Raw genomic sequence first — 25,892 nt, 5'->3', positions numbered from 1 at the left:
CCCCCTCGGGAAGATGAATGAATACGCAGCAAGGACTTGATGAGATCGAACGTATCGCCGCCGACGAAACCGTAGTGGCGAACGTGGAAAGCGAAGCAGAAGTGAAGATGGCCGAAACGATCCCGGTGGAAACGCCACCTGCGGTGGTTCCCAGCGTGGATGACAGCAGCCTGTACATTCATCGCGAGCTCTCCCAGTTGCAGTTCAACATCCGCGTGCTGGAGCAGGCGCTGGACGAGTCCTACCCGCTCCTGGAGCGGCTGAAGTTCCTCCTCATCTTCTCGAGCAACCTCGACGAATTCTTCGAGATCCGCATCGCCGGCCTGAAGAAGCAGATCACCTTCGCCCGCGAGCAGGCCGGCGCCGACGGCCTGCTGCCGCACCAGGCACTGGCGCGGATCAGCGAGCTGGTCCACGAGCAGGTGTCGCGGCAGTACCGGATCCTCAACGAGACCCTGTTGCCGGAGCTGGCCAAGCACCAGATCCGCTTCATCCGCCGGCGTCACTGGACGCTGAAGATCAAGACCTGGGTGCGGCGCTTCTTCCGCGACGAGATCGCGCCGATCATCACCCCGATCGGCCTCGACCCGACCCACCCGTTCCCGCTGCTGGTGAACAAGAGCCTCAACTTCATCGTCGAGCTGGAGGGGATGGATGCCTTCGGCCGCGACTCCGGCCTGGCGATCATCCCGGCGCCGCGCCTGCTGCCACGGATCATCAGGCTGCCGGAAGACGTTGGCGGCGAGGGCGACAACTACGTGTTCCTGTCGTCGATGATCCACGCCCACGCCGACGACCTGTTCCCCGGCATGAAGGTGAAGGGCTGCTACCAGTTCCGCCTGACCCGCAACGCCGACCTGTCGGTGGACACCGAGGATGTCGAGGACCTGGCCCGCGCGCTGCGCGGCGAGCTGTTCTCGCGTCGCTACGGGGACGCGGTACGCCTGGAGGTGGTGGATACCTGCCCGCAGAACCTGACCAACTACCTGCTCAAGCAGTTCGGCCTGTCCGAAAGCGAGTTGTACAAGGTCAGCGGCCCGGTCAACCTGACCCGCCTGTTCAGCGTCACCGGCCTGGAAAGCCATCCGGAGCTGCAGTACCCGCCCTTCACCCCGGCGATCCCGCGTCTTTTGCAGAAGAAGGAAAACCTCTTCAACGTCCTCAGCAAGCTCGACGTGTTGCTGATGCACCCGTTCGAGTCCTTCACCCCGGTGATCGACCTGCTGCGCCAGGCCGCCAAGGATCCGAACGTGCTGGCGATCAAGCAGACCCTGTACCGCAGCGGTGCCAACTCTGAGATCGTCGACGCCCTGGTCGAGGCGGCACGCAACGGCAAGGAGGTCACCGCGGTGATCGAGCTGCGCGCCCGCTTCGACGAAGAGTCCAACCTGCAACTGGCCAGCCGCCTGCAACAGGCCGGCGCGGTAGTGATCTACGGCGTGGTCGGCTTCAAGACCCACGCCAAGATGATGCTGATCCTCCGTCGCGAGGACGGCGAACTGCGCCGCTACGCGCACCTGGGCACCGGCAACTACCATGCCGGCAACGCTCGCCTGTACACCGACTACAGCCTGCTGACCGCCGACGTGGCGCTCTGCGAGGACCTGCACAAGCTGTTCAACCAACTGATCGGGATGGGCAAGACGCTGCGCATGAAGAAGCTGTTGCATGCGCCGTTCACCCTGAAGAAGAACCTGCTGGAAATGATCAACCGCGAGGCGGCCCAGGCGGCGCTCGGCCAGCCTGCGCACATCATGGCCAAGGTCAACTCGCTGACCGATCCGAAGGTCATCCGCGCCCTGTACAAGGCCAGCCAGGCCGGGGTCAGGATCGACCTGGTGGTGCGTGGCATGTGCTGCCTGCGGCCGGGCATCCCGGGGGTCTCGCACAATATCCACGTGCGCTCGATTATCGGGCGCTTCCTCGAGCACAGCCGCATCTACTACTTCCTCAACGGCGGCGACGAGAAGCTCTATCTCTCCAGCGCCGACTGGATGGAGCGCAACCTCGACATGCGCGTCGAGACCTGCTTCCCGGTGGAAGGCAAGAAGCTGGTGCAGCGGGTCAAGAAGGAACTGGAAACGTACCTGACCGACAACACCCAGGCCTGGGTGTTGCAGGCCGACGGTAGCTACCAGCGGCTCAGTCCCACCGGTAACCAGAACCCCCGCAATACCCAGGCGACCCTGCTGGAGAAGCTGGCCGCGCCGGTGCTTACCGCACGTTGAGGCTGTAGCCGACCCGCTTGAGCCATTCGGCTTCCTGGGCGAAGTCGGCCTGGGTCAGCGGGTTGGCTTCCAGCCAGCCCTCGGGGAAGGTCACCGAAAGGCTCTTGGGCTCTGCCTTCAGACGCACCGAGGGCATTTCCTGGGTGCCGCGAATGTGGTGGAAGAGGATCGCGAAGCGCAGCACGATGCACAGGCGTACCAGCTTGTCGCCTTCCTCGGCGAACTCCGCCAGCTTGTCCGCCGGAATGTTGCGGCGGTGGCCGCGTACCAGTAGCGACAGCATCTGCTGGTCCTGGCGCGAGAAGCCAGCCAGGTCGGAGTGCTCGATCAGGTAGGCGCCGTGCTTGTGGTAGTGGTAATGAGCGATGTCCAGGCCGATCTCGTGGACCCGTGCGCCCCAGCTCAGCAGGTCGCGGTGCAGTTCGCCGTTCAGCTCCCAGGCGTCGCCGACTTCGGCAAGCACCTTGAGGGCCTTGGCCTCCACCCGCGAAGCCTGCTCCGGATCGACGTGGTAGCGCTGCATCAGCGAGCTGATGGTGCGTTCGCGCACGTCCTCGTGCTGGTGACGGCCGACCAGGTCGTAGAGAACGCCTTCGCGCAGGGCGCCCTCGGAGTGAACCATCTGTTCCAGTTCCAGCGCGTCGAAGATCGCTTCGAGAATGGCCAGTCCGGCCGGGAAGATGGTCCGGCGGTCCGGCTTGATCCCTTCCAGATCGAGCTTCTCCACGTCGCCGAGCTTGAGCACCTTGCGCTTCAGCCAGGCCAGTCCGTCCGGGCTTATCTCGCCGTTGCCGTGGCCGCCGGCCTTGATCGCCAGCGCCACTGCGCGGATGGTGCCGGAGGCGCCGACCGCCTGTTGCCAGCCGAGGCGCCGCAGGCTGTTCTCGATGCCCATCAGTTCCAGGCGTGCGGCGGTGTACGCCTGGGCGTAGCGGGCCGGGGTGATCTTGCCGTCGCGGAAGTAGCGTTGGGTGTAGCTGACGCAACCCATCTGCAGGCTTTCCCGCAGCTCGGACTCGAAACCCTGGCCGATGATGAACTCGGTGCTGCCGCCGCCGATGTCGCTGACCAGCCGGCGACCGCCGCTGTCGGGCATGCTGTTGGCGACGCCGAGGTAGATCAGGCGGGCTTCCTCGCGGCCGGAGATGACTTCCACGGGATGGCCGAGAACCTCTTCCGCACGACGGATGAAATCGCTGCGGTTGCGCGCCTCGCGCAAGGCGTTGGTCGCGACCACGCGTACGGAACCCTGGGGCATGCCGCTGATGAACTGGGCGAAGCGGCGCAGGCAGTCGAGGCCGCGCTGGGTGGCCTCTTCGCTGAGATTGCGCTCCTCGTCGAGGCCGGCGGCCAGTTGGACCTTCTCGCCCAGCCGTTCGAGGATGCGGACTTCGCCGTGGATATTGGCCTTGGCCAGACAGAGGTGGAAACTGTTGGAGCCCAGGTCCAGGGCGGCAATCAGCGGGAATGCCTCGGCAGGTTTTTGCGGCATGCTTTGCAAGTCCATTGGAAAACTGCGCCATCCTGCCACGATAGGGCGAGGGTCGCCAATGCGGCAGCCGATCAATCGGGAATCAGCCGACCAACGATAGAGACTCTCAATCGGCTGCGCCTTCCGGCGAGGGTCAAGGCGGGATATGATGGTCGGCACTTTCGCGTTTCAATTCGCGTCCGACTACGGAGAGATTTCATGAGCGAACATATCGTCAACGTTACTGATGCCAGCTTCGAGCAGGACGTGCTGAAGGCCGACGGCCCTGTGCTGGTGGACTACTGGGCCGAGTGGTGCGGTCCGTGCAAGATGATCGCGCCGGTGCTGGACGAAGTCGCCAGGGACTATCAGGGCAAGCTGAAGGTCTGCAAGCTGAACATCGACGAGAACCAGGATACCCCGCCGAAATACGGCGTGCGTGGCATCCCTACCCTGATGCTGTTCAAGGACGGCAATGTCGAGGCGACCAAGGTCGGCGCACTGTCCAAGTCGCAGCTGGCGGCCTTCCTCGACGCCAATATCTGAGCCGGGCCCAGGCCTCGCTGGAAAGCCCCGCGATTCGCGGGGCTTTTTTTTGCGTTTCTATAGACGCCACCCGGCCACGGTGTTAAATTCGGGTTCGCGACGTTTTTTCCGTCGCCTTCTGCATGCCGTCCCGGACGCACTTCCTACTCGAACTTTCTAGCGCTCCTGTCGCCCCCTTGCGACACGGCTTTCCCAAGCTCGACGCTTTCTCCAATTCCTCTTTCTGCGTACCTATCTCTTTCCTATGAATCTGACCGAACTCAAGCAAAAGCCGATTGCCGAACTGCTGGAAATGTCCGATGCCATGGGCCTGGAAAACATGGCCCGTTCGCGCAAGCAGGACATCATCTTCGCCCTGCTGAAGAAGCACGCGAAAAGTGGTGAAGAGATCTCCGGCGATGGCGTGCTGGAGATTCTTCAGGACGGCTTCGGCTTCCTGCGCTCCGCCGACTCTTCCTACCTGGCCGGCCCCGACGACATCTATGTCTCGCCGAGCCAGATCCGGCGCTTCAACCTGCGCACGGGCGACACCATCATCGGCAAGATCCGGCCGCCGAAAGAGGGCGAGCGTTACTTCGCCCTGCTCAAGGTCGACTCGATCAACTTCGATCGTCCGGAGAATGCGAAGAACAAGATTCTCTTCGAGAACCTGACGCCGCTGTTCCCCAACGAGCGGATGAAGATGGAAGCCGGCAACGGCTCCACCGAAGACCTGACCGGCCGCGTCATCGATCTCTGCGCGCCGATCGGCAAGGGCCAGCGCGGCCTGATCGTGGCGCCGCCGAAGGCGGGCAAGACCATCATGCTGCAGAACATCGCCAGCAACATCACCCGCAACAACCCCGAATGCCACCTGATCGTCCTGCTGATCGACGAGCGCCCTGAGGAAGTGACCGAAATGCAGCGCACCGTGCGCGGCGAAGTGGTCGCCTCGACCTTTGACGAACCGCCGACCCGTCACGTACAGGTCGCCGAGATGGTGATCGAGAAGGCCAAGCGCCTGGTCGAGCACAAGAAGGACGTGGTCATCCTGCTCGACTCCATCACCCGTCTGGCGCGGGCCTACAACACCGTGATCCCCAGCTCCGGCAAGGTGCTCACCGGCGGTGTCGACGCCCATGCCCTGGAGAAGCCGAAGCGCTTCTTCGGCGCCGCGCGGAATATCGAAGAGGGCGGTTCTCTTACGATTCTCGCCACGGCGTTGGTGGAAACCGGCTCGAAGATGGACGAGGTGATCTACGAGGAATTCAAGGGTACCGGCAACATGGAACTCCCATTGGATCGCAAGATCGCCGAGAAGCGCGTGTTCCCGGCCATCAACATCAACCGTTCGGGTACCCGCCGCGAAGAGCTGCTGACCAGCGAGGACGAGCTCCAGCGCATGTGGATCCTGCGCAAGATCCTGCACCCGATGGACGAGATCTCCGCGATCGAGTTCCTCATCGACAAGCTCAAGCAGACCAAGACCAACGATGAGTTCTTCGATTCGATGAAACGAAAGTAGTCTTCGAGAGTACCAAACAAAGGCGCTCCGGTTGACCGGGGCGCCTTTTGCATATCTGGAGGGACGTGGATGTCGAGCCTGGCCTATCGAAGGGACATCGATGGTTTGCGAGCGTTGGCCATTCTGCCGGTGGTGTTCTACCACCTTGGCTTGGGGGGCATCACCGGCGGCTATGTGGGCGTCGATGTTTTCCTGGTCATTTCCGGCTACCTGATCACTTCGATCATCCGACGCGAGCAGCAGGCCGGACGTTTCAGCTTCGTCGACTTCTGGGCGCGCCGGGCACGCCGCATTCTCCCCGCGCTGTTCGTGATGATGGCGGCGAGCCTGGTGATCGGCTGGTTCCTCATGGCGCCGCGCGACTACGAAGAGTTAGGGCGTTCGGTTCGCTACCAGACGATGTTCGCCTCGAACATCCTGTTCTGGAAGCAGGATGGCTATTTCGACGCCGCGTCCGAATTCAAGCCGCTATTGCATACCTGGTCGTTGTCGGTGGAAGAGCAGTTCTACATTCTCTTCCCGCTACTGCTGGCCGCGATCTCCGGGCGCCTGCTGCGCTGGCGGCTCGCCATCCTCCTCGCGGTCCTGGCGCTATCGCTGGCGGCCAGCGTCTGGGCGGTGAGCCAGCGACCTGGCAGTGCATTCTTCCTCCTGCCGATGCGCGCCTGGGAACTCCTGGCGGGTGCCGCGCTGGCGTTGCTGCCGGGCGCTAGCCGCGGTCATTCGCAGTGGTCCCTGCAACTGGCGGCCACCCTCGGCATAGCGGCGATTCTCCTGCCGGTGTTCTTCTACGACAGCGACACTCCTTTCCCCGGCCTCGCGGCGCTGCCGGCGGTGCTTGGCACCGCCCTGCTGATCTGGGCCAACGGCGCAGGCGACACCTGGGCTCGCCGCCTGCTGGGCTGGCAACCGCTGGTCTGGTTCGGTCTGATCTCCTATTCGCTGTACCTCTGGCACTGGCCGCTGTACGTCTTCGTCCAGTACCACGCACTGGAAACCCTGGGCCTGCCGGCACGCCTGGGGTTGCTGGCGGCGAGCATCGGCCTGGCGGCACTGTCGCTGTACTACGTCGAGGCACCGTTCCGCGAGCGCAAGCTGTTCGCCGGGCGCCGGCAGATGCTTGGCGCGGCGCTGTGCAGCTTGCTGCTGCTGGGAGTCGTCGGCCAGTTGGTGCGGCATTACGACGGCGTGCCGTCGCGTCTTTCCGAGGAAGCCTTGCGTTATGCCAAGGCGTCCAAATGGCGCGATGGGCAGACCGACTGCATGTTCGACAAGAAGGCGCTCAGTCAGGAAAGCATCTGCCGCTTCCCGGCGGAACTGGCTGCCGAACGACCGCTGCTGGTCAGTTGGGGCGACAGCCATTCCGCGGCGTTGAGCCCGCTGCTGCGCGAACTGGCTACCAGTCGCCGACTGCCGATCTGGCAGGCTTCGCTGGCGGGCTGTCCGCCGTTGCTGGGGATGTTGGAAAAGGACACTTGCCTGCGTTTCAACCAGCAGATGCTCGAGTTCGTCGAACAGCAGCGGCCGGGCGGGGTGATCCTCGCCGGGCGCTGGGACATGTATATATACGGCGACTCGCAGGACGGTACCCGCAACATTCTCCGCGAGCCGGACGACACGCCGGACAGCTCGATCGCCGAGGCGCTGCTGCGGCAACGCCTGAGCGGGATGATCGAAAGGCTGAACGCGGCCGACGTACATGTCTGGCTGGTCAAGGACGTACCGCTGCTGCCATTCAAGGCACCGGCGCGGCTGGTGCGGCTGAGTCTGAGCGGGGAGGATGTCGGGCGCGCACGTTTTCCCTTCGCTGAGCACGCTGCGCGCGTCGCCTACGTGAATGCGCTGTTCGATGCGTTGGCCGAAGGCAACCCGCGGGTGAGCGTGCTCGACCCCTCCAGCGTGCTCTGCGATGGCCTGGATTGTTTCGCCGAACGTGATGGCTGGTCGCTGTACATGGATAACAACCACCTTTCGACCCAGGGGGCCCATGAACTCGGGCCTTTGTTCGAGCCGATGCTACAGAGCCTCGACGACTCGAGGATCGCCAGCCAGCAGTGACCGAATGCCGCGTTTGCCTGCTGCCGGATGGGCCGGGAGCAGGTAGGATGTGGGGTCTTGCAGTGAATGGTTAGGCCAATGACGTTCAAGGATCTCCGCGATTTCATCGCCCAGCTGGAGCAGCGCGGTGCGTTGAAGCGCATCCAGGTGCCGATTTCCCCCGTGCTCGAGATGACCGAGGTGTGCGACCGCACGTTGCGCGCCAAGGGCCCGGCATTGCTGTTCGAAAAGCCGACCGGCTTCGACATGCCGGTGCTCGGCAACCTGTTCGGTACGCCGGAGCGCGTGGCGCTGGGCATGGGCGCCGAGGACGTCGGCGCACTGCGCGAGATCGGCAAGCTGCTGGCGCAACTCAAGGAGCCCGAGCCGCCGAAGGGCCTCAAGGACGCCTGGGCCAAGCTGCCGATGTACAGGAAGGTCCTGTCCATGGCGCCGAAGGTGCTCAAGGACGCCCCCTGCCAGGAAGTGGTCGAGGAGGGCGAGGACGTCGACCTCGGCCGGCTGCCGGTCCAGACCTGCTGGCCGGGCGATGTCGGGCCGCTGATCACCTGGGGCCTGACCGTTACCCGCGGGCCGAACAAGGAACGGCAGAACCTGGGCATCTACCGCCAGCAGGTGATCGGCCGCAACAAGGTGATCATGCGCTGGCTCAGCCATCGCGGCGGCGCACTGGACTACCGCGAGTGGTGCCAGAAGCATCCGGGCCAGCCCTATCCGGTAGCCGTGGCGCTGGGCGCCGATCCGGCGACCATCCTCGGTGCGGTGACGCCGGTGCCGGACACCCTTTCCGAATACGCTTTCGCCGGCCTGTTGCGCGGGCATCGTACCGAGCTGGTCAAGTGTCGCGGGAGCGACTTGCAGGTGCCGGCCAGCGCCGAGATCGTCCTCGAAGGGGTGATCCACCCCGGCGAGATGGCCGACGAAGGTCCCTATGGCGATCACACCGGCTACTACAACGAGGTCGATCGCTTCCCGGTGTTCACCGTCGAGCGCGTCACCCGCCGGCAGAAACCGATCTACCACAGCACCTACACCGGGCGTCCGCCGGACGAGCCGGCGATCCTCGGGGTGGCGCTGAACGAAGTGTTCGTGCCGATCCTGCAGAAGCAGTTCCCGGAAATCGTCGATTTCTACCTGCCGCCGGAAGGTTGTTCCTACCGGATGGCGGTGGTGACCATGAAGAAGCAGTACCCAGGGCACGCCAAGCGCGTGATGCTCGGGGTCTGGTCGTTCCTGCGGCAGTTCATGTACACCAAGTTCGTCATCGTCACCGACGATGACATCGATGCGCGCGACTGGAACGATGTGATCTGGGCCATCACCACGCGGATGGACCCCAAGCGCGACACGGTGATGATCGACAACACGCCCATCGACTACCTCGACTTCGCCTCGCCGGTTTCCGGCCTCGGCTCGAAGATGGGGCTTGATGCCACCCACAAGTGGCCGGGCGAGACCAGCCGCGAATGGGGGCGCGCCATCGTCAAGGACGAAGCGGTGACACGGCGCATCGACGCCCTCTGGTCGAGCCTCGGGATCGACTGATGCGTATCGTCCTGCAACCGTCCGGCGCCTGCCTCGAGCTGCTGCCGGGGGAACGCATCCTCGATGGCGCCCGGCGGCTTGGCTACGACTGTCCGCAGAGCTGCCGCAACGGCAACTGCCATATCTGCGCGGCGCTGCTGGTGGAGGGGCGGGTACGCCAGAACGGCGAGGTACGCGATCATGGCGAACTCTTCACCTGCCTCGCTGAGCCGCTGGAAGACTGCGTGCTGCATTGGGACGGGGTGCTGGCGCCGGGTGAACTGCCTCTGCGCAAGCTGACCTGCCAGTTGAGCTTCTGCGAAGAGGTCGGCGGCGACGTCTACCGGGTCGGCCTGCGCGCGCCGGCCGGCAAGCCGCCACGCTATCACGCCGGGCAGTACCTGTTGCTGGAGCGTGACGGCGGCGACAGCGCGGCGTTTTCCCTGGCCTCCGCGCCGCATGCGGGACGCGACCTTGAGTTGCACATCCTGGCCAAGGAAGACAGTGCCGTCGCGCTGATCGCGCAATTGCAGCGCGAGCGCCTGGCACGGATCCAGCTGCCGTTCGGCGACGCGCATCTGGCGGAACTGCCCGACGGTCCGCTGGTGCTGATCGCCGCGGGAACCGGCATGTCGCAGATGCACAGCCTGATCGAGCACTGCCGCGCCGCCGGCTTCGCCCATCCTGTACATCTCTACTGGGGCGTTCGGCGTCCGGAGGATTTCTACCGACTGCCGCACTGGACGGAGTGGGAAGGCCTGCCGAACCTGTTCCTGCACCGGGTGGTCAGCGACCTCTGTGGCTGGGAGGGGCGCTGCGGCTTGCTGCACGAGGCGGTGCGCGAGGATTTCGCCGACCTGTCGAGCCTGCATGTGTATGCCAGCGGCTCGCCGGCGATGGTCTACGCGACCCTGGATGCCCTGGTCGAAGCAGGGATGGACGCGCACCAGATGCGCGCCGACGTGTTCGCCTACGCGCCGCGGGACTGAACGCGGCTCCGGCCTGGCGCCGGAGCCGCCGCGTCATCAGCCGGCTTGCTGCGGCGCGGCCTGGACCGCGGGTTTGCGCAGGGTCAGGCAGAGGAACAGGATGGCCAGCAGGCAGGCGCCGATCAGCAGCTTGAAGCCACCGTCCCAGCCGAAGTGATCCACCGTGTAGCCGACCAGGGCGTTGGCCGCCACCGAGCCGCCGAGGTAGCCGAACAGACCGGTGAAGCCGGCGGCGGTGCCGGCCGCTTTCTTCGGCGCCAGCTCCAGGGCCTGCAAGCCGATCAGCATCACCGGGCCGTAGATCAGGAAGCCGATCATGATCAGCGCGGCCATGTCGATCGCCGGGTTGCCGGCCGGGTTCAGCCAGTAGATCAGGGTGCCGACGGTCACCAGGATCATGAACACCACGCCGGTGGCGCCGCGATTGCCCTTGAACAGCTTGTCCGACAGCCAGCCGCAGAGCAGGGTGCCGGGAATCCCCGCCCATTCGTAGAAGAAGTACGCCCAGGACGACTTGTCGACGTTGAAGTGCTTGGCCTCCTTGAGGTAGGTCGGCGCCCAGTCGAGCACACCGTAGCGCAGCAGGTAGACGAACACGTTGGCCAGGGCGATGTACCAGAGCAGCTTGTTGCGCAGCACGTAGGTGACGAAGATCTCCTTGGTCGACAGCTCGCGCTCGTGGTGTTCGTCGTAGCCTTCGGGGTAGTCGTCCTTGTGCTTCTCGATCGGTGGCAGGCCGCAGGATTGCGGGGTGTCGCGCATGGCGAAATAGGCGAATACGGCTACGCCCACGGCGACGATGGCCGGCACGTAGAAGGCCGAGCGCCAGTCGCCGAACAGCGCCAGGCCGAGCAGGAACAGCGGGCCGATCAGGCCGCCGCCGACGTTGTGGGCGACGTTCCACACCGAGACCACGCTGCCGCGCTCCTTCTGCGACCACCAGTGGACCATGGTCCGTCCGCTCGGCGGCCAGCCCATGCCCTGGGCCCAGCCGTTGATGAAGAGCAGGACGAACATGATGGCGACGCTGGAGGTAGCCCAGTGCGCGAATCCGAAAATGAACATCACCGCCGCCGACACCAACAGGCCGAACGGCAGGAAGACCCGTGGGTTGGAACGATCCGAGACCAGGCCCATGATGAATTTCGACAGGCCGTAGGCGATGGCGATGGCCGACATCGCGACACCCAGTTGACCGCGGCTGTAGCCGTCCTCGATGAGGTAGGGCATGGCCAGGGAGAAGTTCTTGCGCAGCAGGTAGTAACCCGCGTAGCCGATGAAGATACCGGCGAAGATCTGCCAGCGCAGGCGCCGGTAGGTGCTGTCCACCTCGGCATCGGGCAGTGGCGCCTGGTGTGGCGCGGGACGAAAGATTCCGAACATCGCGAGCTCCGCTTGTTGTTGTGTCGCGCCTTTTTACGCGGTTGCGAACACTACATTTTTCGTAAATGAAAAAATAGCGGAAATGTTACAGGTTGAGTGCATTGGTCGGAAATAAGAAAGCCCCGGTCGGAAACCGGGGCCTTCATAGGGAAAAACATCTGACAGCGTGGGCCTCGGCCGGTGTATCGCTCCGGCCCGCCATGCCTTTCTCCGCACGGGCGGGAGGCAATACTCGCCGCCTTCGTGGCTCAGCGAACCTCCACCACCACCTTGCCGACCGCCCTGCGCTGGCCGAGGGCGTCGATAGCGTCGCCGGCCCGTTCCAGCGGGAAGCGCTGCGACACCAGCGGCTTCAGTTTGCCTTCGGCGTGCCAGGCGAACAGCTGGCGGAAGTTGTCAGCGTTGTCCTGCGGCTGGCGTTGGGCGAACGATCCCCAGAACACGCCGACCAGCGAGGCGCCCTTGAGCAGGGTCAGGTTGGCCGGCAGCGAAGGGATGCTGCCGCTGGCGAAGCCGACCACCAGCATCCGTCCGTTCCAGGCGATGCTGCGGAAGGCCTCCTCGAACAGTTCGCCGCCCACCGGATCGTAGATCACATCGACGCCCTGGCCGCCGGTCAAGGCCTTGAGCTGCTCGCGCAGGCTACCTTCGCTGTAGTTGATCAGTTCGTCGGCGCCGGCGGCCTTGGCCACGGCGAGCTTGTCGGGGGTACTGGCGGCAGCGATCACCCGCGCGCCCATGGCCTTGCCGATCTCCACGGCAGCCAGCCCGACCCCGCCGGAAGCGCCGAGCACCAGCAGGGTCTCGCCGGGTTGCAGATTGGCGCGCTGTTTCAGGGCGTGCATCGAGGTGCCGTAGGTCATGCCGAAGGCGGCGGCGCTGGCGAAGTCCATGCCTTCGGGAATCGGCATCACGTTATAGCCGGGCACCTTGACCTGCTCGGCGAAGCTGCCCCAGCCGGTCAGGGCCATGACCCGGTCGCCGGGCCTGACGTGGGCGACCTTTTCGCCGACCGCGGCGACCACCCCGGCCGCCTCGCCGCCCGGGGAGAAGGGGAAGGGCGGCTTGAACTGGTACTTGCCCTCGATGATCAGGGTGTCTGGGAAGTTGACCCCTGCGGCGTGCACATCGAGGAGGATTTCGTTCTTCGCCGGGCTCGGGCTGGCGATTTCTTCCAGGACCAGGCTGCTGGCCGGGCCGAAGGCTTTGCAGAGGACGGCTTTCATCGGGGACGCTCCAGTTTGCGGTCCGGCCAGTGTAGGAGGGAGACGCCGGGGGTCAATCAGCATCGCCGCAACTGATGGTTGTCCATAAACCCCGGGCTTGGGCCCGGCCGAGAGTCTGGCTATGCTTGCCGGCATTCGTCGAGGAGATGCGCCCGTGAGAACCCCCATTGCCCTGTCGCTGGCCCTGTGCCTGAGTCTGTTCCCGTCGTTCGCCTCGGCCGAGGAGGCCGCGCCGGAAGGCGAGGGCGCGAACAAGCCGGTCTACGTCGACCTGACCCCGGCGCTGGTCGGCAACTACGGCAGCGGGCCGCGCCTGCAGTACTACAAGGCCGACATCGCCCTGCAGGTGGCCGACAAGGACGCGGCGACCAAGGTCGAGCATCACGAGCCCTTGATCCGCAACCAGTTGATCATGCTGTTCGCCCAGCAGACCGACCAGAGCCTGGGTACGGTCGAGGCCAAGGAAAGCCTGCGCCAGGAGGCGCTGAAGCAGGTCCAGCAGACCCTCGAGCAGGAAGAGGGCAAGCCGCTGGTGACCGACCTGCTGTTCAACAACCTCATCGTCCAGCCCTGAGGTCAACTATCCGTTCTGTCCCGCGCTCCCGGATGCGAGGCACCGGCGATTCTGCTTTCCTGTGAGATTCGGTCGGGCGCGTCTGACGTGCATCAACACCCGCGCGCCGCCCTGGAGGGACAATCGAGCCAGTGAAGTCCGCGGCGGCCGCGCTTTCCAGCGTGAGCGCTATCGCCGCGGCCTGGCCGGACGTGCGAGGAGAAGGGATGAAACAGGAAAGCAAACGGTGGCTGAGCCGTGCCTTGATCGTGGCGGCGCTGCTCGGCGTAGGCGTGCTGGTCTGGCAGGTATCGCGACCGACCGGCCTGGGCGAGGGATTCGCCAGCGGCAACGGACGCATCGAGGCCACCGAGGTGGACGTGGCGGCCAAGCTTCCCGGGCGGGTCGCCGAGATCAAGGTCGACGAGGGCGACTTCGTCAAGGCCGGCGAAATCGTCGCGCGGATGGATACCCAGGTGCTCGAGGCGCAGTTGGCCCAGGCCCAGGCCCAGGTGCGCCAGGCGGAGAACGCCAAGCTCACCGCGACCTCGCTGGTGGCCCAGCGCGAGAGCGAGAAGAGCACCGCCCAGGCCGTGGTGGCGCAGCGCCAGGCCGAGCTGACAGCGGCGCAGAAGCGCTTCACCCGTACCGAGGCGCTGGTCAAGCGCAATGCCCTGCCGCAACAGCAACTCGACGACGATCGGGCGACCCTGCAGAGCGCCCAGGCGGCGTTGTCCGCGGCACGCTCGCAAGTGATTTCGGCGCAGGCGGCGATCGAGGCCGGGCGTTCCCAGGTAATCGAGGCGCAGTCGGCCATCGAGGCGGCCAAGGCCAGCGTCGCCCGGCTCCAGGCGGATATCGACGACAGCCTGCTCAAGGCGCCGCGCAACGGCCGCGTGCAGTACCGCGTGGCACAGCCGGGGGAAGTGCTGCCGGCCGGTGGCAAGCTCCTCAACATGGTCGACCTGGCCGACGTCTACATGACTTTCTTCCTGCCATCCATGCAGGCCGGCAGGGTCGGACTGGGCCAGGAAGTGCGCTTGGTGATCGACGCGGTGCCGGACTACGTGATCCCGGCCAAGGTTTCCTATGTCGCCAGCGTCGCCCAGTTCACCCCGAAAACGGTGGAAACCGCCAACGAGCGGGAGAAGCTGATGTTCCGGGTCAAGGCGCGGCTCGATCCGGCGCTGCTGGAAAAATACATCACCTACGTCAAGACCGGCGTGCCCGGAATGGCCTACCTGCGACTGGACCCTGAGGTCGAGTGGCCGGCCAACCTGCAGATCAAGGTTCCGCAATGACCGCTGGCGGGAGCGGCGTGGCGAGCCTCCGGGGCGTTTCGCTGCGCTACGGCGAGACGCGTGCGGTTGACGACGTCAGCCTGGAGATCCCGGCCAACCGCATGGTCGGCCTGATCGGTCCGGACGGGGTCGGCAAGTCCAGCCTGCTGGCGCTGCTGGCCGGCGCACGGAAGATGCAGGATGGCGAGATCCGCGTGCTCGATGGCGACATGCGCGACCGCCGCCACCGCCGGGCGGTCTGCCCGCGCATCGCCTACATGCCCCAGGGGCTGGGCAAGAACCTCTACCCGACGCTCTCGGTGTTCGAGAACGTCGACTTCTTCGGTCGGCTGTTCGGCCACGACAAGGCCGAGCGCGAGCGGCGCATCGCCGATCTGCTGCAAAGCACCGGATTGGCGCCGTTCGCCGAGCGTCCTGCGGGCAAGCTGTCCGGCGGCATGAAGCAGAAGCTCGGGCTGTGCTGCGCGCTGATCCACGATCCCGACCTGCTGATCCTCGACGAGCCGACCACCGGCGTCGACCCGCTGTCGCGCAACCAGTTCTGGGAGCTGATCGGCCGTATCCGCGCGGGCCGCGAAGGCATGAGCGTGCTGGTCGCCACCGCCTACATGGAGGAAGCCGAGCGCTTCGACTGGCTGGTGGCGATGGATGACGGAAAGGTCCTGGCCACCGGTACGCCGCAGGAGCTGCGCGAGCGTACCGGGACGCAGAGCCTCGAGTCGGCGTTCATCGCCCTGCTGCCGGAAAGCAAGCGCGCCGGCCACCATCGATTGGTGATCCCGCCGCGACCGCAGAGCGAAGGCGCGCCGCGGATCGCCATCGAGGCCGAGGGCCTGACCTGTCGTTTCGGCGACTTCGTCGCGGTCGATCACGTCAGCTTCCGTATCGAGCGTGGGGAAATCTTCGGCTTTCTCGGCTCCAACGGCTGCGGCAAGTCCACCACCATGAAGATGCTCACCGGCCTGCTGCCGGCCAGCGAAGGCACGTGCGCGCTGTTCGGCCAGCCGGTGGACGCCAGCGACATGGCGACCCGTCGCCGGGTCGGCTACATGTCCCAGGCCTTTTCCCTGTATGCCGAGCTGAGCGTGCGGCAGAACCTGGTGTTGCACGCCCGGCTGTTCCACCTGCCGGCGGATGGCATCCCGGCACGGGTCGGCGAAATGCTCCGGCGCTTCGACCTGGAGAAGGTGGCCGACGAGCTGCCCAACGACCTGCCGCTGGGCATTCGCCAGCGTCTGTCGCTGGCGGTGGCGGTGATCCACAAGCCGGAAATCCTGATCCTCGACGAGCCCACTTCGGGGGTCGACCCGGTGGCTCGCGACGGCTTCTGGGAACTGATGGTCGAGCTGTCGCGCCGCGACGGGGTGACCATCTTCATTTCCACCCACTTCATGAACGAGGCTCAGCGCTGCGATCGCATCTCGCTGATGCATGCCGGCAAGGTACTGGCCAGCGATACTCCCGATGAGCTGGTGCGCCAGCGTGGTCTGCCGACCCTGGAAGCGACCTTCATCGCTTACCTGGAGGAAGCCGCGGGTGCCGCCGCGCCAGCGCAACCGGCCGAGGCGCCGGCCGTCGCGGAGCAGCCCGGCGATGGCCAGGAGCGCCAGGCGCAACGCGAACGCTTCAGCCCCCTGCGGCTGTTCAGCTATGCGCGCCGCGAAGCCATGGAGCTGCGCCGCGACCCGATCCGCCTGACCCTGGCCCTGCTCGGCACCGCGCTGCTGATGTTCATCATCGGCTATGGCATCAACATGGACGTCGAGGACCTCTCCTGGGCGGTCCTCGACCGTGACCAGACCACCACCAGCCAGGCCTACGCGCTGAACATCGCCGGCTCGCGCTATTTCGTCGAACATGCGCCGATCACCGACCCGGACGACCTCGACCGGCGCCTGCGCAGCGGCGAGCTGAGCCTGGCGGTGGAGATTCCGCCGAACTTCGGGCGCGATCTCAAGCGTGGCTCCGATCCGGCCATCGGCGTGTGGATCGACGGAGCGATGCCGACCCGTGCCAACACCGTGCTCGGCTACGTGCAGGGTCTGCACACCAGCTACCTGGCGGACCTCTCGCGGCAGGCGGGTGGGGCCGAGGCCAGCGCGGCGGCCAGCACCGAGGTGCGCTATCGCTACAACCCCGACGTGGAAAGCCTGAAGGCGATGGTGCCGGCGGTGATCCCGCTGCTGCTGATCATGATCCCGGCCATGCTCACCGCCCTCGGCGTGGTGCGCGAAAAGGAACTGGGTTCGATCACCAACCTCTATGTCACCCCGGTGACGCGCCTGGAGTTCCTGGTCGGCAAGCAGCTGCCCTACGTCGCCATGGGCATGATCAACTTCCTGCTGATGCTGATCCTGGCCATCGTGGTATTTCGCGTGCCGCTCAAGGGCAGCTTCCTGGCGTTGACCATCGGCGCTTTCCTCTATGTGGTCACCAGCACTGGCCTAGGGCTGTTCCTCTCGACGTTCATGCGCAGCCAGATCGCCGCTGTATTCGGCGTGGCGATCGCCACCATGATCCCGGCGATCCAGTTCTCCGGGCTGATCCACCCGGTGTCCTCGCTGGAGGGTGCGGCGGCCTGGATCGGCAAGCTCTATCCGACCTCGCATTTCCTGGTGGTCAGCCGCGGCGCCTTTTCCAAATCGCTGGGCCTGTCCGATCTCTGGGCCTACTACCTGCCGCTTGCCGCTTCCATCGTGGTGCTGACCCTGCTCAGCGTGGCCTGCCTGAAGAAGCAGGAGGACTGAGCGATGCGCAGCCTGGCCAACATCTTCAACCTGGGCATCAAGGAGTTCCGCAGTCTCGGCCGCGACTACGCGATGCTGGCACTGATCGTCTGGGCCTTCACCCTGGGCGTCTACAGTTCCGCCACCGGTATTCCGGAAACCTTGCATCACGCGCCAATCGCGGTGGTCGACGAGGACCGCTCGCAGCTCTCGTCGCGTATCGTCAATGCCTTCCAGCCCCCATACTTCCGGCCGCCGGAAATGATCGGACATGCCGAGATGGATCGCGGCATGGACGTCGGCCTGTATACCTTCACCCTCGATATCCCGCCGGACTTCCAGCGCGACGTGCTCGCCGGGCGCAAGCCCTCGATCCAGGTCAACGTCGACGCGACCCAGACCGGGCAGGCCTTCTCCGGCGCAGGCTACATCCAGAACATCGTCGCCACCGAGGTGCGCGAATTCGTCAGCCGCTACCGCGCGGAGCCGAGCATGCCGGCGCAGATCGAGGTGCGCATGGAATTCAACCCGAACCTGACCCAGGCCTGGTTCGGTGGGGTGATGGAAGTGATCAACCAGATCACCATGCTGTCGATCATCCTCACCGGCGCCGCGCTGATCCGCGAGCGCGAGCACGGCACCGTCGAGCACCTGCTGGTGATGCCGCTGTCGGCCTTCGAGATCATGATGGCCAAGGTCTGGTCGATGGGGTTGGTGGTGCTGGTGGCGGCGGGGCTCTCGTTGCAGTGGGTGGTGCGTGGCTGGCTGGACGTGCCGATCAGCGGCTCGGTGGGACTGTTCCTGCTCGGCGCCGGATTGCATCTGTTCGCCACCACCTCCATGGGCATATTCCTCGGCACGGTGGCGCGTTCGATGCCGCAGCTCGGACTGTTGACCATCCTCGTGCTGCTGCCGCTGAACATTCTTTCGGGCGGCACCACGCCACGGGAAAGCATGCCGGAACTGGTGCAGAACATCATGCTGGCGGCGCCGACCACGCATTTCGTCAGCCTGGCCCAGGCGATCCTGTTCCGCGGCGCCGGTTTCGACATCGTCTGGCCGCAGTTCGCCGGTATCGTGGTGATCGGTTCGGCGTTCTTCTTCGGCGCGCTCTGGCGTTTCCGCCGGACCATCTCGCAGATGGCCTGAGCGATGGCTTCAGCGTTTCGCCAGCGGCAGGATCGCCTGCCATTCCTCGGCGCTGACCGGCATTACCGAGAGGCGGCTGCCCTTCTGCACCAGGGCGAGGTTGGCCAGGGCGTCCTGGGCCTTCAGCCGGGCCAGTGGAACGACCTCGGCGAAGGCTTCGACGAAGCTGACGTCGCGGGCGCTCCAGGGGTTCTTCCCGGCGCTGGCCTTGGGGTCGTGGTAGGGGCTGGCGGGATCCAGGGCCGTGGGATCGGGGTAGGCTTCGCCTTCGATGCGGGCGATACCGGCGATGCCGGGCTGCGGGCAACTGGAGTGGTAGAAGAAGAACAGGTCGCCGGGGTTCATGCTGCGGATGAAGTTGCGCGCCTGATAGTTGCGCACGCCATCCCAGCGGGCGGTTCCGAGGCGTTGCAGGTCGCGGATCGAGAGTTCGTCCGGCTCGGATTTCATCAGCCAGTAGGCAGGCATGAACTTTGCTCCTCTTTCGTAGATATACGTAGGAAACGTCTGCGCGTGACCACCGGTCGCCGGTGTAATTGCGTATGACTTCAGCTTATCGGAAAATGCCGTTTTTCAGCGGGGCAGGGTGCTCAGGCGATAAGATAATCGCAAGGACCGGCCTCGAAAATTGCCTGGAAGGGGGAGGCAATCGATGAAGCGCAAGCCAGACTTGCTGTGGGTTTTGGTCATCATCTTCGGACTTGGGGTCGTCACCACCGGTTATACCCAGAGCCTCTGGGAACGACAGGCCAGCACGCCCGCCCAGGTGACGCAACAGCCGTAAGACTCGCCGGGTATCGCATGGAACGCGGTACCCAGGGTTCTCCCTCCTTCCTAGCGTTTCCCTGCCACGTACCAGCCCGCATCGGTCACCGTTCCCGCCAGGGGAATGTCCCAGCTGGCCAGCGCCAGTCGATCCACCTTCTGACATTCATGGGCCAGGCCGATCAGCGTCGGTTTGTGACCATTTTTGCGCCTCGCCAGGTAGGCCAGGCTGCGGTCGTAGAAGCCGCCGCCCATGCCCAGGCGCCCGCCCTGTTCGTCGAACCCCACCAGCGGCAGCAGTACCAGGTCCAGCGCCCAGGCCTTGCGCTGGCGGCCGGCGTCGGCCAGCGGTTCGCTGATGCGGAAGCGGTTGCGGGTCCAGCGTTCGCCGCTGCCGACCCGCTGGAATACCATGCGCGTCCGCGGCCAGGGCGCCAGCACCGGCAGGTAGGTGGCCTTGCCGCGCTTCTGCGCCGCACGCAGCAGCGGACGCGGGTCGATCTCGCCGTCGTTGGGCAGGTACAGGGCGATATGGCGGGCACGGCGGAAAAGGGGATGCTGCGCCAGTTGTCGATAGAGGGCGCGGGCGGCGAGGCGTTGCTGCAGGGGGGAGAGCGCGCGGCGCGCCTGGCGGAGCTTGCGGCGCAGGGCCGGGCGGCTGAGGTCTTGCGATTCGATCATGTGGAAAGGTAGCTCCCCGGTCGTGCCGCTGTCGGGTTAGCCCTTGAACCCGAAAGTTCAAGGTGGCGGTTGCAGTAGACCTTAAGGCTTTCCGTCGTGCGGACATGCACACCGGTCCAACTGGCAACCTCCGTTGTTGCAGTTATCGGCTCAGGGACATCACCGACTGGCCAACACACCAGGGAGCGGAGGCCAGTATACCCGAATTGGCCGCGCCCGGGTCAGGCTTCGCCGGCATCGGCCGGATTCGCCAGGGCGCGGTCGACGCGATCGAGCAGTTCGCGCACGCGCTCGCGGGTCGAGCTGCTTTCCTGGTCCAGGCGCTCCTTGCGGTGCAGCAGGTCGTGGGTGATGTTGAGGGCGGCCATCACGGCAACCCGGTCGGCGCCGATGACTTTGCCGCTGGAGCGGATCTCGCGCATCTTGCCGTCCAGGTAACGGGCGGCGCTTTCCAGGTTGGCGCGCTCGTCGTCCGGGCAATTGATGCAGTATTCCTTGTCGAGAATCTGCACGGTGAGGGTATTCGACTGGCTCATGTGTCCTGCTCCAAGGCTTTCAGACGCAAAATCATCGCTTCGACCTTGTGTCTCGCCATTTCGTTCTTTTCGATCAGATGAGCGCGCTCCTCGCGCCAGGACTTTTCGTTCGCCCGCAGCAGCCGGTTCTCCGCCTTGAGCTGTTCCAGCTTCTGGAGCAGCTGGTCGAACTTGGCCGTCAACAATTGCAGATCGGCGTCTTCCATGGGCTCTCGCTTGGGAATTGGGGTGATTGGACAACTATATAGGATCGTCCCCGGTCGGGGCCAATGCCCCGGCCGGGCCGGCGCGCCGGCAACCGGTCGCATGGTCTTGCCGGGGCGGGCGGTGCTAGGATAACCATCTTCATTTCACGTGTAGCGCCCCAATGGCGCCCAGCCGTCAGGGTCCCGAGATGTCCACTCAGAATTCCGCCTACAGCGCCTTTTCCTCCCTTCTCGCCGAGGCGGCCATGCCGGTCTCGCCGGCCGAACTGCACGGCCATCTGCTGGGTCGGGTCTGCGCCGGCGCCGGCTTCGACGAGGCCGCCTGGCAACACGCTGCCGCCGAACTGCTCGGCGGCGCGCCGGGCGAACGACTCAAGGCCGCGTTGTCCGGCCTGCTCGGCATGGTCCGGCAGGACTTTTCCGCCGGCGAGGTCGCCGTCGTCATGCTCCTGCCCGACGACGAAACCCCGCTCGCCCAGCGCACCGAGGCGCTCGGCCAATGGTGCCAGGGTTTCCTCGCCGGTTTCGGCCTCACCGCCCGCGAAGGCAGCCTGACCGGCGAAGCCGAGGAAGTGCTGCAGGACATGGCCGCCATCGCCCAGGTCCAGGGCCAGCTGGAAGACAGCGAGGACGGCGAGACGGACTATATGGAAGTCATGGAATACCTGCGGGTCGCTCCGCTGCTGCTGTTCGCCGAGTGCGGCAAGCCGCTGGAGCCCGCTCCCAAGCCTTCACTGCACTGAGGTTTCTGCATGATCCGTATCCCCAAGTCGGAGTACGCCCGTCGGCGCAAGGCGCTGATGGCGCAGATGGAACCCAACAGCATCGCCATCCTGCCGGCGGCGCCGATGTACATCCGCAATCGCGACGTCGAGCATGTCTACCGCCAGGACAGCGACTTCCAGTACCTCACCGGCTTCCCCGAGCCGGAGGCGGTGATGGCGCTGATTCCCGGCCGTGCTCACGGCGAATACGTGCTGTTCTGCCGCGAGCGGGATCCGGAGCGTGAACTGTGGGACGGCCTGCGCGCCGGCCAGGACGGTGCGATCGGCCAGTACGGCGCCGACGACGCCTTTCCCATCGGCGATATCGACGACATCCTGCCCGGCCTGATCGAAGGCCGCGACCGGGTCTACTACGCCCTTGGCGCCAATCCCGACTTCGACCGCCGGCTGATGGACTGGATCAACGTGATCCGCTCCAAGGCCCGCCAGGGCGCGCAGCCGCCGAACGAGTTCGTTGCCCTCGACCACCTGCTGCACGACCAGCGGCTGTACAAGAGCGCCAACGAAGTGAAGGTCATGCGCTACGCCGCCGAGGTCTCCGCCCGGGCGCACATCCGGGCGATGGAGGTGTGCCGGCCGGGGCTGTTCGAGTACCACCTGGAAGCCGAACTGGAATACGAGTTCCGCAAGGGCGGGGCGAAGATGCCGGCCTACGGCTCGATCGTCGCCGCCGGACGCAACGCCTGCATCCTGCACTACCGCGAGAACGATGCGGCGATCAAGGACGGCGACCTGATCCTGATCGATGCCGGCTGCGAGATCGACTGCTACGCCAGCGACATCACCCGTACCTTCCCCGCCAATGGCCGCTTCAGTCCCGAGCAGAAGGCGATCTACGAACTCGTGCTGGAAGCCAACATGGCGGCGTTCGACTACATCGCCCCCGGTCGCCACTGGAACGAGGCCCATGAGGCCACCGTACGGGTCATCACCGCCGGGCTGGTGCGCCTGGGCCTGCTGGAGGGCGACGTCGACGAGCTGATCGCCCACGAGGCCTACAAGGCTTTCTACATGCACCGCGCCGGCCACTGGCTGGGGATGGACGTGCACGACGTCGGCGAGTACCGCGTCGGCGGCGAATGGCGGGTGCTCGAACCGGGCATGGCGATGACCGTCGAGCCGGGCATCTACATCGCCCCGGACAATACCTCGGTGGCGAAGAAGTGGCGCGGTATCGGCGTACGCATCGAGGACGACGTGGTGGTCACCCGCAATGGTTGCGAAGTGCTGACCAACGGCGTGCCGAAGACCGTCGCCGAGATCGAGGCGCTGATGGCCGCGGCCAAGAGCGAGGCAGCCTGAGGTGACGATGAGCAAGGTCAACCTGGCGATCATCGGCGGGGGCCTGGTCGGCGCCTCGCTGGCGCTGGCCCTGCAGGCCGGCGCTCGGGAGCGCGGCTGGTCGATCGTGCTGATCGAACCCTTCGCCCCCGGCAACGCCTACCAGCCCAGCTACGACGCCCGCTCTTCGGCGCTGTCCTACGGCAGCCGGCAGATCTACGAGCGACTCGGCCTGTGGCCGGCGATCGCCGAGCGCGCCGAGCCGATCCTGCATATCCATGTTTCCGACCGCGGCCGCTTCGGCGCCACCCGCCTGACCGCCATCGAGGAAGGCGTGCCGGCGCTGGGCTACGTGGTGGAGAACGCCTGGCTCGGCCAGTGCCTGTGGAAGGCGCTCGACCCCGAGGTGGTGCGCTGGCACTGCCCGGCCGAAGTGAAGACCCTGGAAGCCCGGGAGGGCGGTTACCGGCTTACCCTCGACGACGAGACGCAACTCGATTGCGAGCTGGCGATCCTCGCCGATGGCGGTCGTTCCGGGCTGCGCGAACAACTTGGCATCGCCGTGGAGCAGACGCCGTACCGGCAGACTGCGCTGATCGCCAACGTATCGCCCTCCGAGGCGCACCTCGGGCAGGCCTTCGAGCGCTTCACCCCCAGCGGTCCGATGGCCCTCCTGCCGTTGCCGGATAACCGTTGCGCGCTGATCTGGACCCGCCCAGGCAAGGACGCCGAACGCCTGCGTGGCCTCGATGACGCGGCCTTCCTCGGCGAGCTGCAGGCTGCCTTCGGCTACCGCCTCGGCGCCTTCCGCCAGGTCGGCGCACGGCACTGCTACCCCTTGCACCTGGTCGAGGCCCGCGAGCAGGTGCGTCCGCACCTGGTGGTGCTGGGCAACGCTGCGCACAGTCTGCACCCCATCGCCGGCCAGGGCTTCAACCTGTCGTTGCGCGACACCCTGGCGCTGGTCGACGCCCTGCTCCACGACGACGCGCCGCTGGGCGAGTTCGCCGTGCTGCAGCGCTACCTCGATGGGCAGCGCCTGGACCAGCAGATGACCGTCGGCTTCTCCGACCGGGTGACCCGGCTGTTCTCCAACGACCGCGCGCTGCTCGGCGCCGGGCGCAACCTCGGCCTGCTCGGGCTCGACCTGCTGCCGCCGGCCAAGCGCTGGTTCGCCCGCCAGGCCATGGGCCTCGGCGCGCGGCCGCTGTAGCGCCATGCCGGTCTGGTCGAGGGCGCGCAAGGCCCGCCTGCTGCGCTTCGCCATGAATCTCTACCCGCCCTTCCTGGGGGCGGGCATCCGTGTGCGGCACATCGCTGGCGATTTCCGCGAGGTTCGGGTGCGCATGGGCCTGAACCGGCTCAATCGCAACTATGTAGGCACCCAGTTCGGCGGCAGCCTCTACGCGATGACCGACCCGTTCTTCATGCTGATGCTGATGGAGAACCTGGGCCGCGACTACGTGGTCTGGGACAAGGCGGCCAACATCGAGTTCGTCAGCCCGGGCAAGGGCCCGGTGCATGCGCATTTCAGCATCGACCAGAAGCTGCTCGACGAGGTCCGCGAGCGGACCGCCGGCGGCGAGAAGTACCTGCCCCGGCTGCACGCCGAAGTGCGCGACGACGCCGGCACCCTGGTGGCGCGGGTTCAGAAAACCCTGTACGTGCGGCTCAAGCCGCGCCTGCGGAACGCGGCCTGAAGAGGGCCCACGAGTGGAGAACGAGGATATGCACGCGGATCTGGTCATCGTCGGCGCCGGCATGGTCGGTAGCGCCCTGGCCCTGGCCCTGGAGGGCAGCGGCCTGGAGGTGCTGCTGGTGGACGGCGGCTCGCTCGACGTGGCGCCGTTCAAGCCGGAGGCGCCCTACGAGCCGCGGGTCAGCGCGCTGTCCGAAGCCAGCCGGCGGATTCTCCAGCGCCTGCATGCCTGGGACGGCATCGTCGCGCGCCGCGCCGAGCCCTATCGCGAGATGCAGGTGTGGGATGGCTCCGGCACCGGGCGGATCGGCTTCAGCGCCGCCAGCGTGCACGCCGAGGTACTCGGCCATATCGTCGAGAACCGGGTGGTGCAGGACGCCCTGCTGGAACGCCTGCACGATTCCACCACCGGCCTGCTGGCCAATGCGCGCCTGGAACAGATGCGCCACTCCGGCGACGACTGGCTGCTGATCCTGGCCGACGGTCGCCAGCTGCGTGCGCCGCTGGTGGTCGCCGCCGACGGCGCCAACTCGGCGGTACGCCGCCTGGCCGGCTGCGCCACCCGCGAATGGGATTACCTGCACCACGCCATCGTCACCAGCGTGCGCTGCGAGAACGCGCACCGCGCAACCGCCTGGCAGCGCTTCACCGACGACGGTCCGCTGGCCTTCCTGCCCCTGCCGGACCGCGGCGACGAGCACTGGTGCTCGATCGTCTGGTCGACCACCCCGGAACAGGCAGAACGCCTGATGGCGTTGGACGAGGATGGCTTCCGCGCCGCCCTCGGCGAAGCCTTCGAACAGCGCCTGGGCGCCATCCTGCATGCCGACCGGCGCCTGTGCATCCCGCTGCGCCAGCGGCACGCCAAGCGTTACGTCGAGCCGGGCCTGGCGCTGGTCGGCGATGCTGCGCACACCATCCACCCGCTGGCCGGACAGGGCGTGAACCTGGGCTTCCTCGATGCGGCGGTGCTGTCCGAGGTCCTGTTGCACGCCCTGGAGCGCGGCGAACGGCTTGCCGACGAACGCGTGCTGAGTCGCTTCGAGCGGCGGCGGATGCCGCACAACCTGGGCATGATGACGGCGATGGAAGGCTTCGAGCGCCTGTTCCAGGCCGACCGGTTGCCGCTGCGCTGGCTGCGCAACGCCGGCCTGCGCCTGGTCGACGGCCATCACGAGGCGAAGGCGCTGTTCGTCCGCCAGGCGCTTGGCCTCAGCGGCGACCTGCCGATGCTGGCACGAGTCTGAGCGGGGCGGCCCCCCTGACGGGAGGGCCGCCAGT

The 25,892-nt window shown here is 66.0% G+C and carries 23 protein-coding genes and 1 other RNA gene; 16 read left to right on the top strand and 8 right to left on the bottom strand.

Features of this window, described 5'->3' with window-relative positions; translation table 11 throughout:
• Positions 1-17 precede the first annotated feature (17 nt).
• Positions 18-2,228, top strand: coding sequence for a polyphosphate kinase 1 (ppk1, locus tag ACI766_RS28380; RefSeq protein WP_003099209.1), 2,211 nt, complete (start codon positions 18-20; stop codon positions 2,226-2,228).
• Here the strand turns inward: ppk1 and ppx are convergent.
• Entirely contained in the window at positions 2,215-3,720 is a 1,506-nt protein-coding gene (ppx, locus tag ACI766_RS28375) for an exopolyphosphatase (protein ID WP_003114040.1), read from the bottom strand. The two genes, ppk1 and ppx, sit on opposite strands and share 14 nt — an antisense overlap.
• Before the next feature lie 198 nt (positions 3,721-3,918).
• On the opposite strand from ppx, the gene trxA reads away from it, so the two are divergent.
• The 5 genes from trxA to ACI766_RS28350 all read left to right on the top strand — a co-directional run bounded on the left by trxA (position 3,919) and on the right by ACI766_RS28350 (position 10,320).
• The gene (gene trxA / locus ACI766_RS28370; protein WP_003096336.1) at positions 3,919-4,245 is read left to right on the top strand and encodes a thioredoxin TrxA; all 327 of its coding nucleotides are present in this window, start codon (positions 3,919-3,921) and stop codon (positions 4,243-4,245) included.
• 244 nt (positions 4,246-4,489) lie between these two features.
• Positions 4,490-5,749, top strand: a complete 1,260-nt coding sequence (rho, locus tag ACI766_RS28365; protein ID WP_003096334.1) for a transcription termination factor Rho — start codon at positions 4,490-4,492, stop codon at positions 5,747-5,749.
• Between the two features lie 69 nt (positions 5,750-5,818).
• On the top strand, positions 5,819-7,807 hold the full coding sequence (locus ACI766_RS28360; protein WP_003457805.1) for an acyltransferase family protein: 1,989 nt from the start codon (positions 5,819-5,821) through the stop codon (positions 7,805-7,807).
• 78 nt (positions 7,808-7,885) lie between these two features.
• Positions 7,886-9,352, top strand: a complete 1,467-nt coding sequence (gene ubiD / locus ACI766_RS28355; RefSeq protein WP_003096332.1) for a 4-hydroxy-3-polyprenylbenzoate decarboxylase — start codon at positions 7,886-7,888, stop codon at positions 9,350-9,352.
• Positions 9,352-10,320, top strand: coding sequence for a CDP-6-deoxy-delta-3,4-glucoseen reductase (locus ACI766_RS28350; protein WP_003096331.1), 969 nt, complete (start codon positions 9,352-9,354; stop codon positions 10,318-10,320). The genes ubiD and ACI766_RS28350 overlap by 1 nt, the downstream gene beginning before the upstream one ends.
• A 36-nt stretch (positions 10,321-10,356) precedes the next feature.
• Here ACI766_RS28350 and glpT read toward each other — a convergent pair whose 3' ends face one another.
• Positions 10,357-11,703, bottom strand: a complete 1,347-nt coding sequence (glpT, locus tag ACI766_RS28345) for a glycerol-3-phosphate transporter (protein WP_003096330.1) — start codon at positions 11,701-11,703, stop codon at positions 10,357-10,359.
• A gap of 248 nt (positions 11,704-11,951) precedes the next feature.
• Complete coding sequence (locus ACI766_RS28340) at positions 11,952-12,929, bottom strand: NADPH:quinone oxidoreductase family protein (RefSeq protein WP_003114042.1); 978 nt, start codon at positions 12,927-12,929, stop codon at positions 11,952-11,954.
• A 154-nt stretch (positions 12,930-13,083) separates the two neighbouring features.
• Between ACI766_RS28340 and ACI766_RS28335 the strand changes: the two genes are divergently transcribed.
• The 4 genes from ACI766_RS28335 (at position 13,084) to ACI766_RS28320 (ending at position 18,658) form a co-directional block, all read left to right on the top strand.
• A complete protein-coding gene (locus ACI766_RS28335; RefSeq protein WP_003096328.1) occupies positions 13,084-13,503 on the top strand; it encodes a flagellar basal body-associated protein FliL in 420 nt (139 codons plus the stop codon).
• 206 nt (positions 13,504-13,709) lie between these two features.
• Positions 13,710-14,783: an HlyD family secretion protein gene (locus ACI766_RS28330; protein ID WP_003099200.1), complete on the top strand. Its 1,074-nt coding sequence runs from the start codon at positions 13,710-13,712 to the stop codon at positions 14,781-14,783.
• Positions 14,780-17,530 (top strand): ribosome-associated ATPase/putative transporter RbbA, encoded by a 2,751-nt coding sequence (gene rbbA, locus ACI766_RS28325; RefSeq protein WP_023086738.1) that lies wholly within the window; start codon positions 14,780-14,782, stop codon positions 17,528-17,530. Before ACI766_RS28330 ends, rbbA begins: the two co-directional genes overlap by 4 nt.
• Before the next feature lie 3 nt (positions 17,531-17,533).
• Positions 17,534-18,658: an ABC transporter permease gene (locus ACI766_RS28320; RefSeq protein WP_003099197.1), complete on the top strand. Its 1,125-nt coding sequence runs from the start codon at positions 17,534-17,536 to the stop codon at positions 18,656-18,658.
• A gap of 9 nt (positions 18,659-18,667) precedes the next feature.
• Here ACI766_RS28320 and ACI766_RS28315 read toward each other — a convergent pair whose 3' ends face one another.
• On the bottom strand, positions 18,668-19,126 hold the full coding sequence (locus ACI766_RS28315) for an EVE domain-containing protein (RefSeq protein WP_003114044.1): 459 nt from the start codon (positions 19,124-19,126) through the stop codon (positions 18,668-18,670).
• Between the two features lie 184 nt (positions 19,127-19,310).
• Here ACI766_RS28315 and ACI766_RS28310 point away from each other — a divergent pair, with 184 nt between their 5' ends.
• The gene (locus ACI766_RS28310) at positions 19,311-19,442 is read left to right on the top strand and encodes a hypothetical protein (protein WP_003096323.1); all 132 of its coding nucleotides are present in this window, start codon (positions 19,311-19,313) and stop codon (positions 19,440-19,442) included.
• Positions 19,443-19,492: 50 nt separating this feature from the next.
• Here ACI766_RS28310 and ACI766_RS28305 read toward each other — a convergent pair whose 3' ends face one another.
• From ACI766_RS28305 to ACI766_RS28290, 4 genes are all read right to left on the bottom strand, one after another.
• The gene (locus ACI766_RS28305) at positions 19,493-20,104 is read right to left on the bottom strand and encodes a 5-formyltetrahydrofolate cyclo-ligase (protein WP_003096321.1); all 612 of its coding nucleotides are present in this window, start codon (positions 20,102-20,104) and stop codon (positions 19,493-19,495) included.
• Between the two features lie 9 nt (positions 20,105-20,113).
• Positions 20,114-20,292, bottom strand: a non-coding RNA gene (gene ssrS, locus ACI766_RS28300) — 6S RNA.
• Positions 20,293-20,325: 33 nt separating this feature from the next.
• Positions 20,326-20,640: a cell division protein ZapA gene (locus ACI766_RS28295; RefSeq protein ID WP_003096316.1), complete on the bottom strand. Its 315-nt coding sequence runs from the start codon at positions 20,638-20,640 to the stop codon at positions 20,326-20,328.
• Positions 20,637-20,846, bottom strand: a complete 210-nt coding sequence (locus ACI766_RS28290) for a TIGR02449 family protein (RefSeq protein WP_003096314.1) — start codon at positions 20,844-20,846, stop codon at positions 20,637-20,639. Before ACI766_RS28290 ends, ACI766_RS28295 begins: the two co-directional genes overlap by 4 nt.
• 188 nt (positions 20,847-21,034) lie before the next feature.
• On the opposite strand from ACI766_RS28290, the gene ACI766_RS28285 reads away from it, so the two are divergent.
• From ACI766_RS28285 to ACI766_RS28265, 5 genes are read left to right on the top strand one after another with little or no spacing between them, the layout of a single operon-like run.
• Entirely contained in the window at positions 21,035-21,589 is a 555-nt protein-coding gene (locus ACI766_RS28285; RefSeq protein WP_003099193.1) for a YecA family protein, read from the top strand.
• A 9-nt stretch (positions 21,590-21,598) separates the two neighbouring features.
• Complete coding sequence (gene pepP, locus ACI766_RS28280; RefSeq protein WP_003096308.1) at positions 21,599-22,933, top strand: Xaa-Pro aminopeptidase; 1,335 nt, start codon at positions 21,599-21,601, stop codon at positions 22,931-22,933.
• A 7-nt stretch (positions 22,934-22,940) separates the two neighbouring features.
• The gene (gene ubiH / locus ACI766_RS28275) at positions 22,941-24,125 is read left to right on the top strand and encodes a 2-octaprenyl-6-methoxyphenyl hydroxylase (protein ID WP_003099190.1); all 1,185 of its coding nucleotides are present in this window, start codon (positions 22,941-22,943) and stop codon (positions 24,123-24,125) included.
• Between the two features lie 4 nt (positions 24,126-24,129).
• The gene (locus tag ACI766_RS28270; protein WP_003099189.1) at positions 24,130-24,612 is read left to right on the top strand and encodes a hotdog fold domain-containing protein; all 483 of its coding nucleotides are present in this window, start codon (positions 24,130-24,132) and stop codon (positions 24,610-24,612) included.
• A gap of 28 nt (positions 24,613-24,640) precedes the next feature.
• Complete coding sequence (locus tag ACI766_RS28265; protein ID WP_023086737.1) at positions 24,641-25,858, top strand: 2-octaprenyl-3-methyl-6-methoxy-1,4-benzoquinol hydroxylase; 1,218 nt, start codon at positions 24,641-24,643, stop codon at positions 25,856-25,858.
• Positions 25,859-25,892: the final 34 nt, after the last annotated feature.

Source organism: Pseudomonas sp. DL (genome assembly GCF_047199225.1).
GTDB classification, from domain to species: Bacteria; Pseudomonadota; Gammaproteobacteria; order Pseudomonadales; family Pseudomonadaceae; genus Pseudomonas; species Pseudomonas aeruginosa.
Note: the sequence above shows the minus strand (reverse complement) of the source record. Positions and strands in the feature narration are given on the sequence as shown.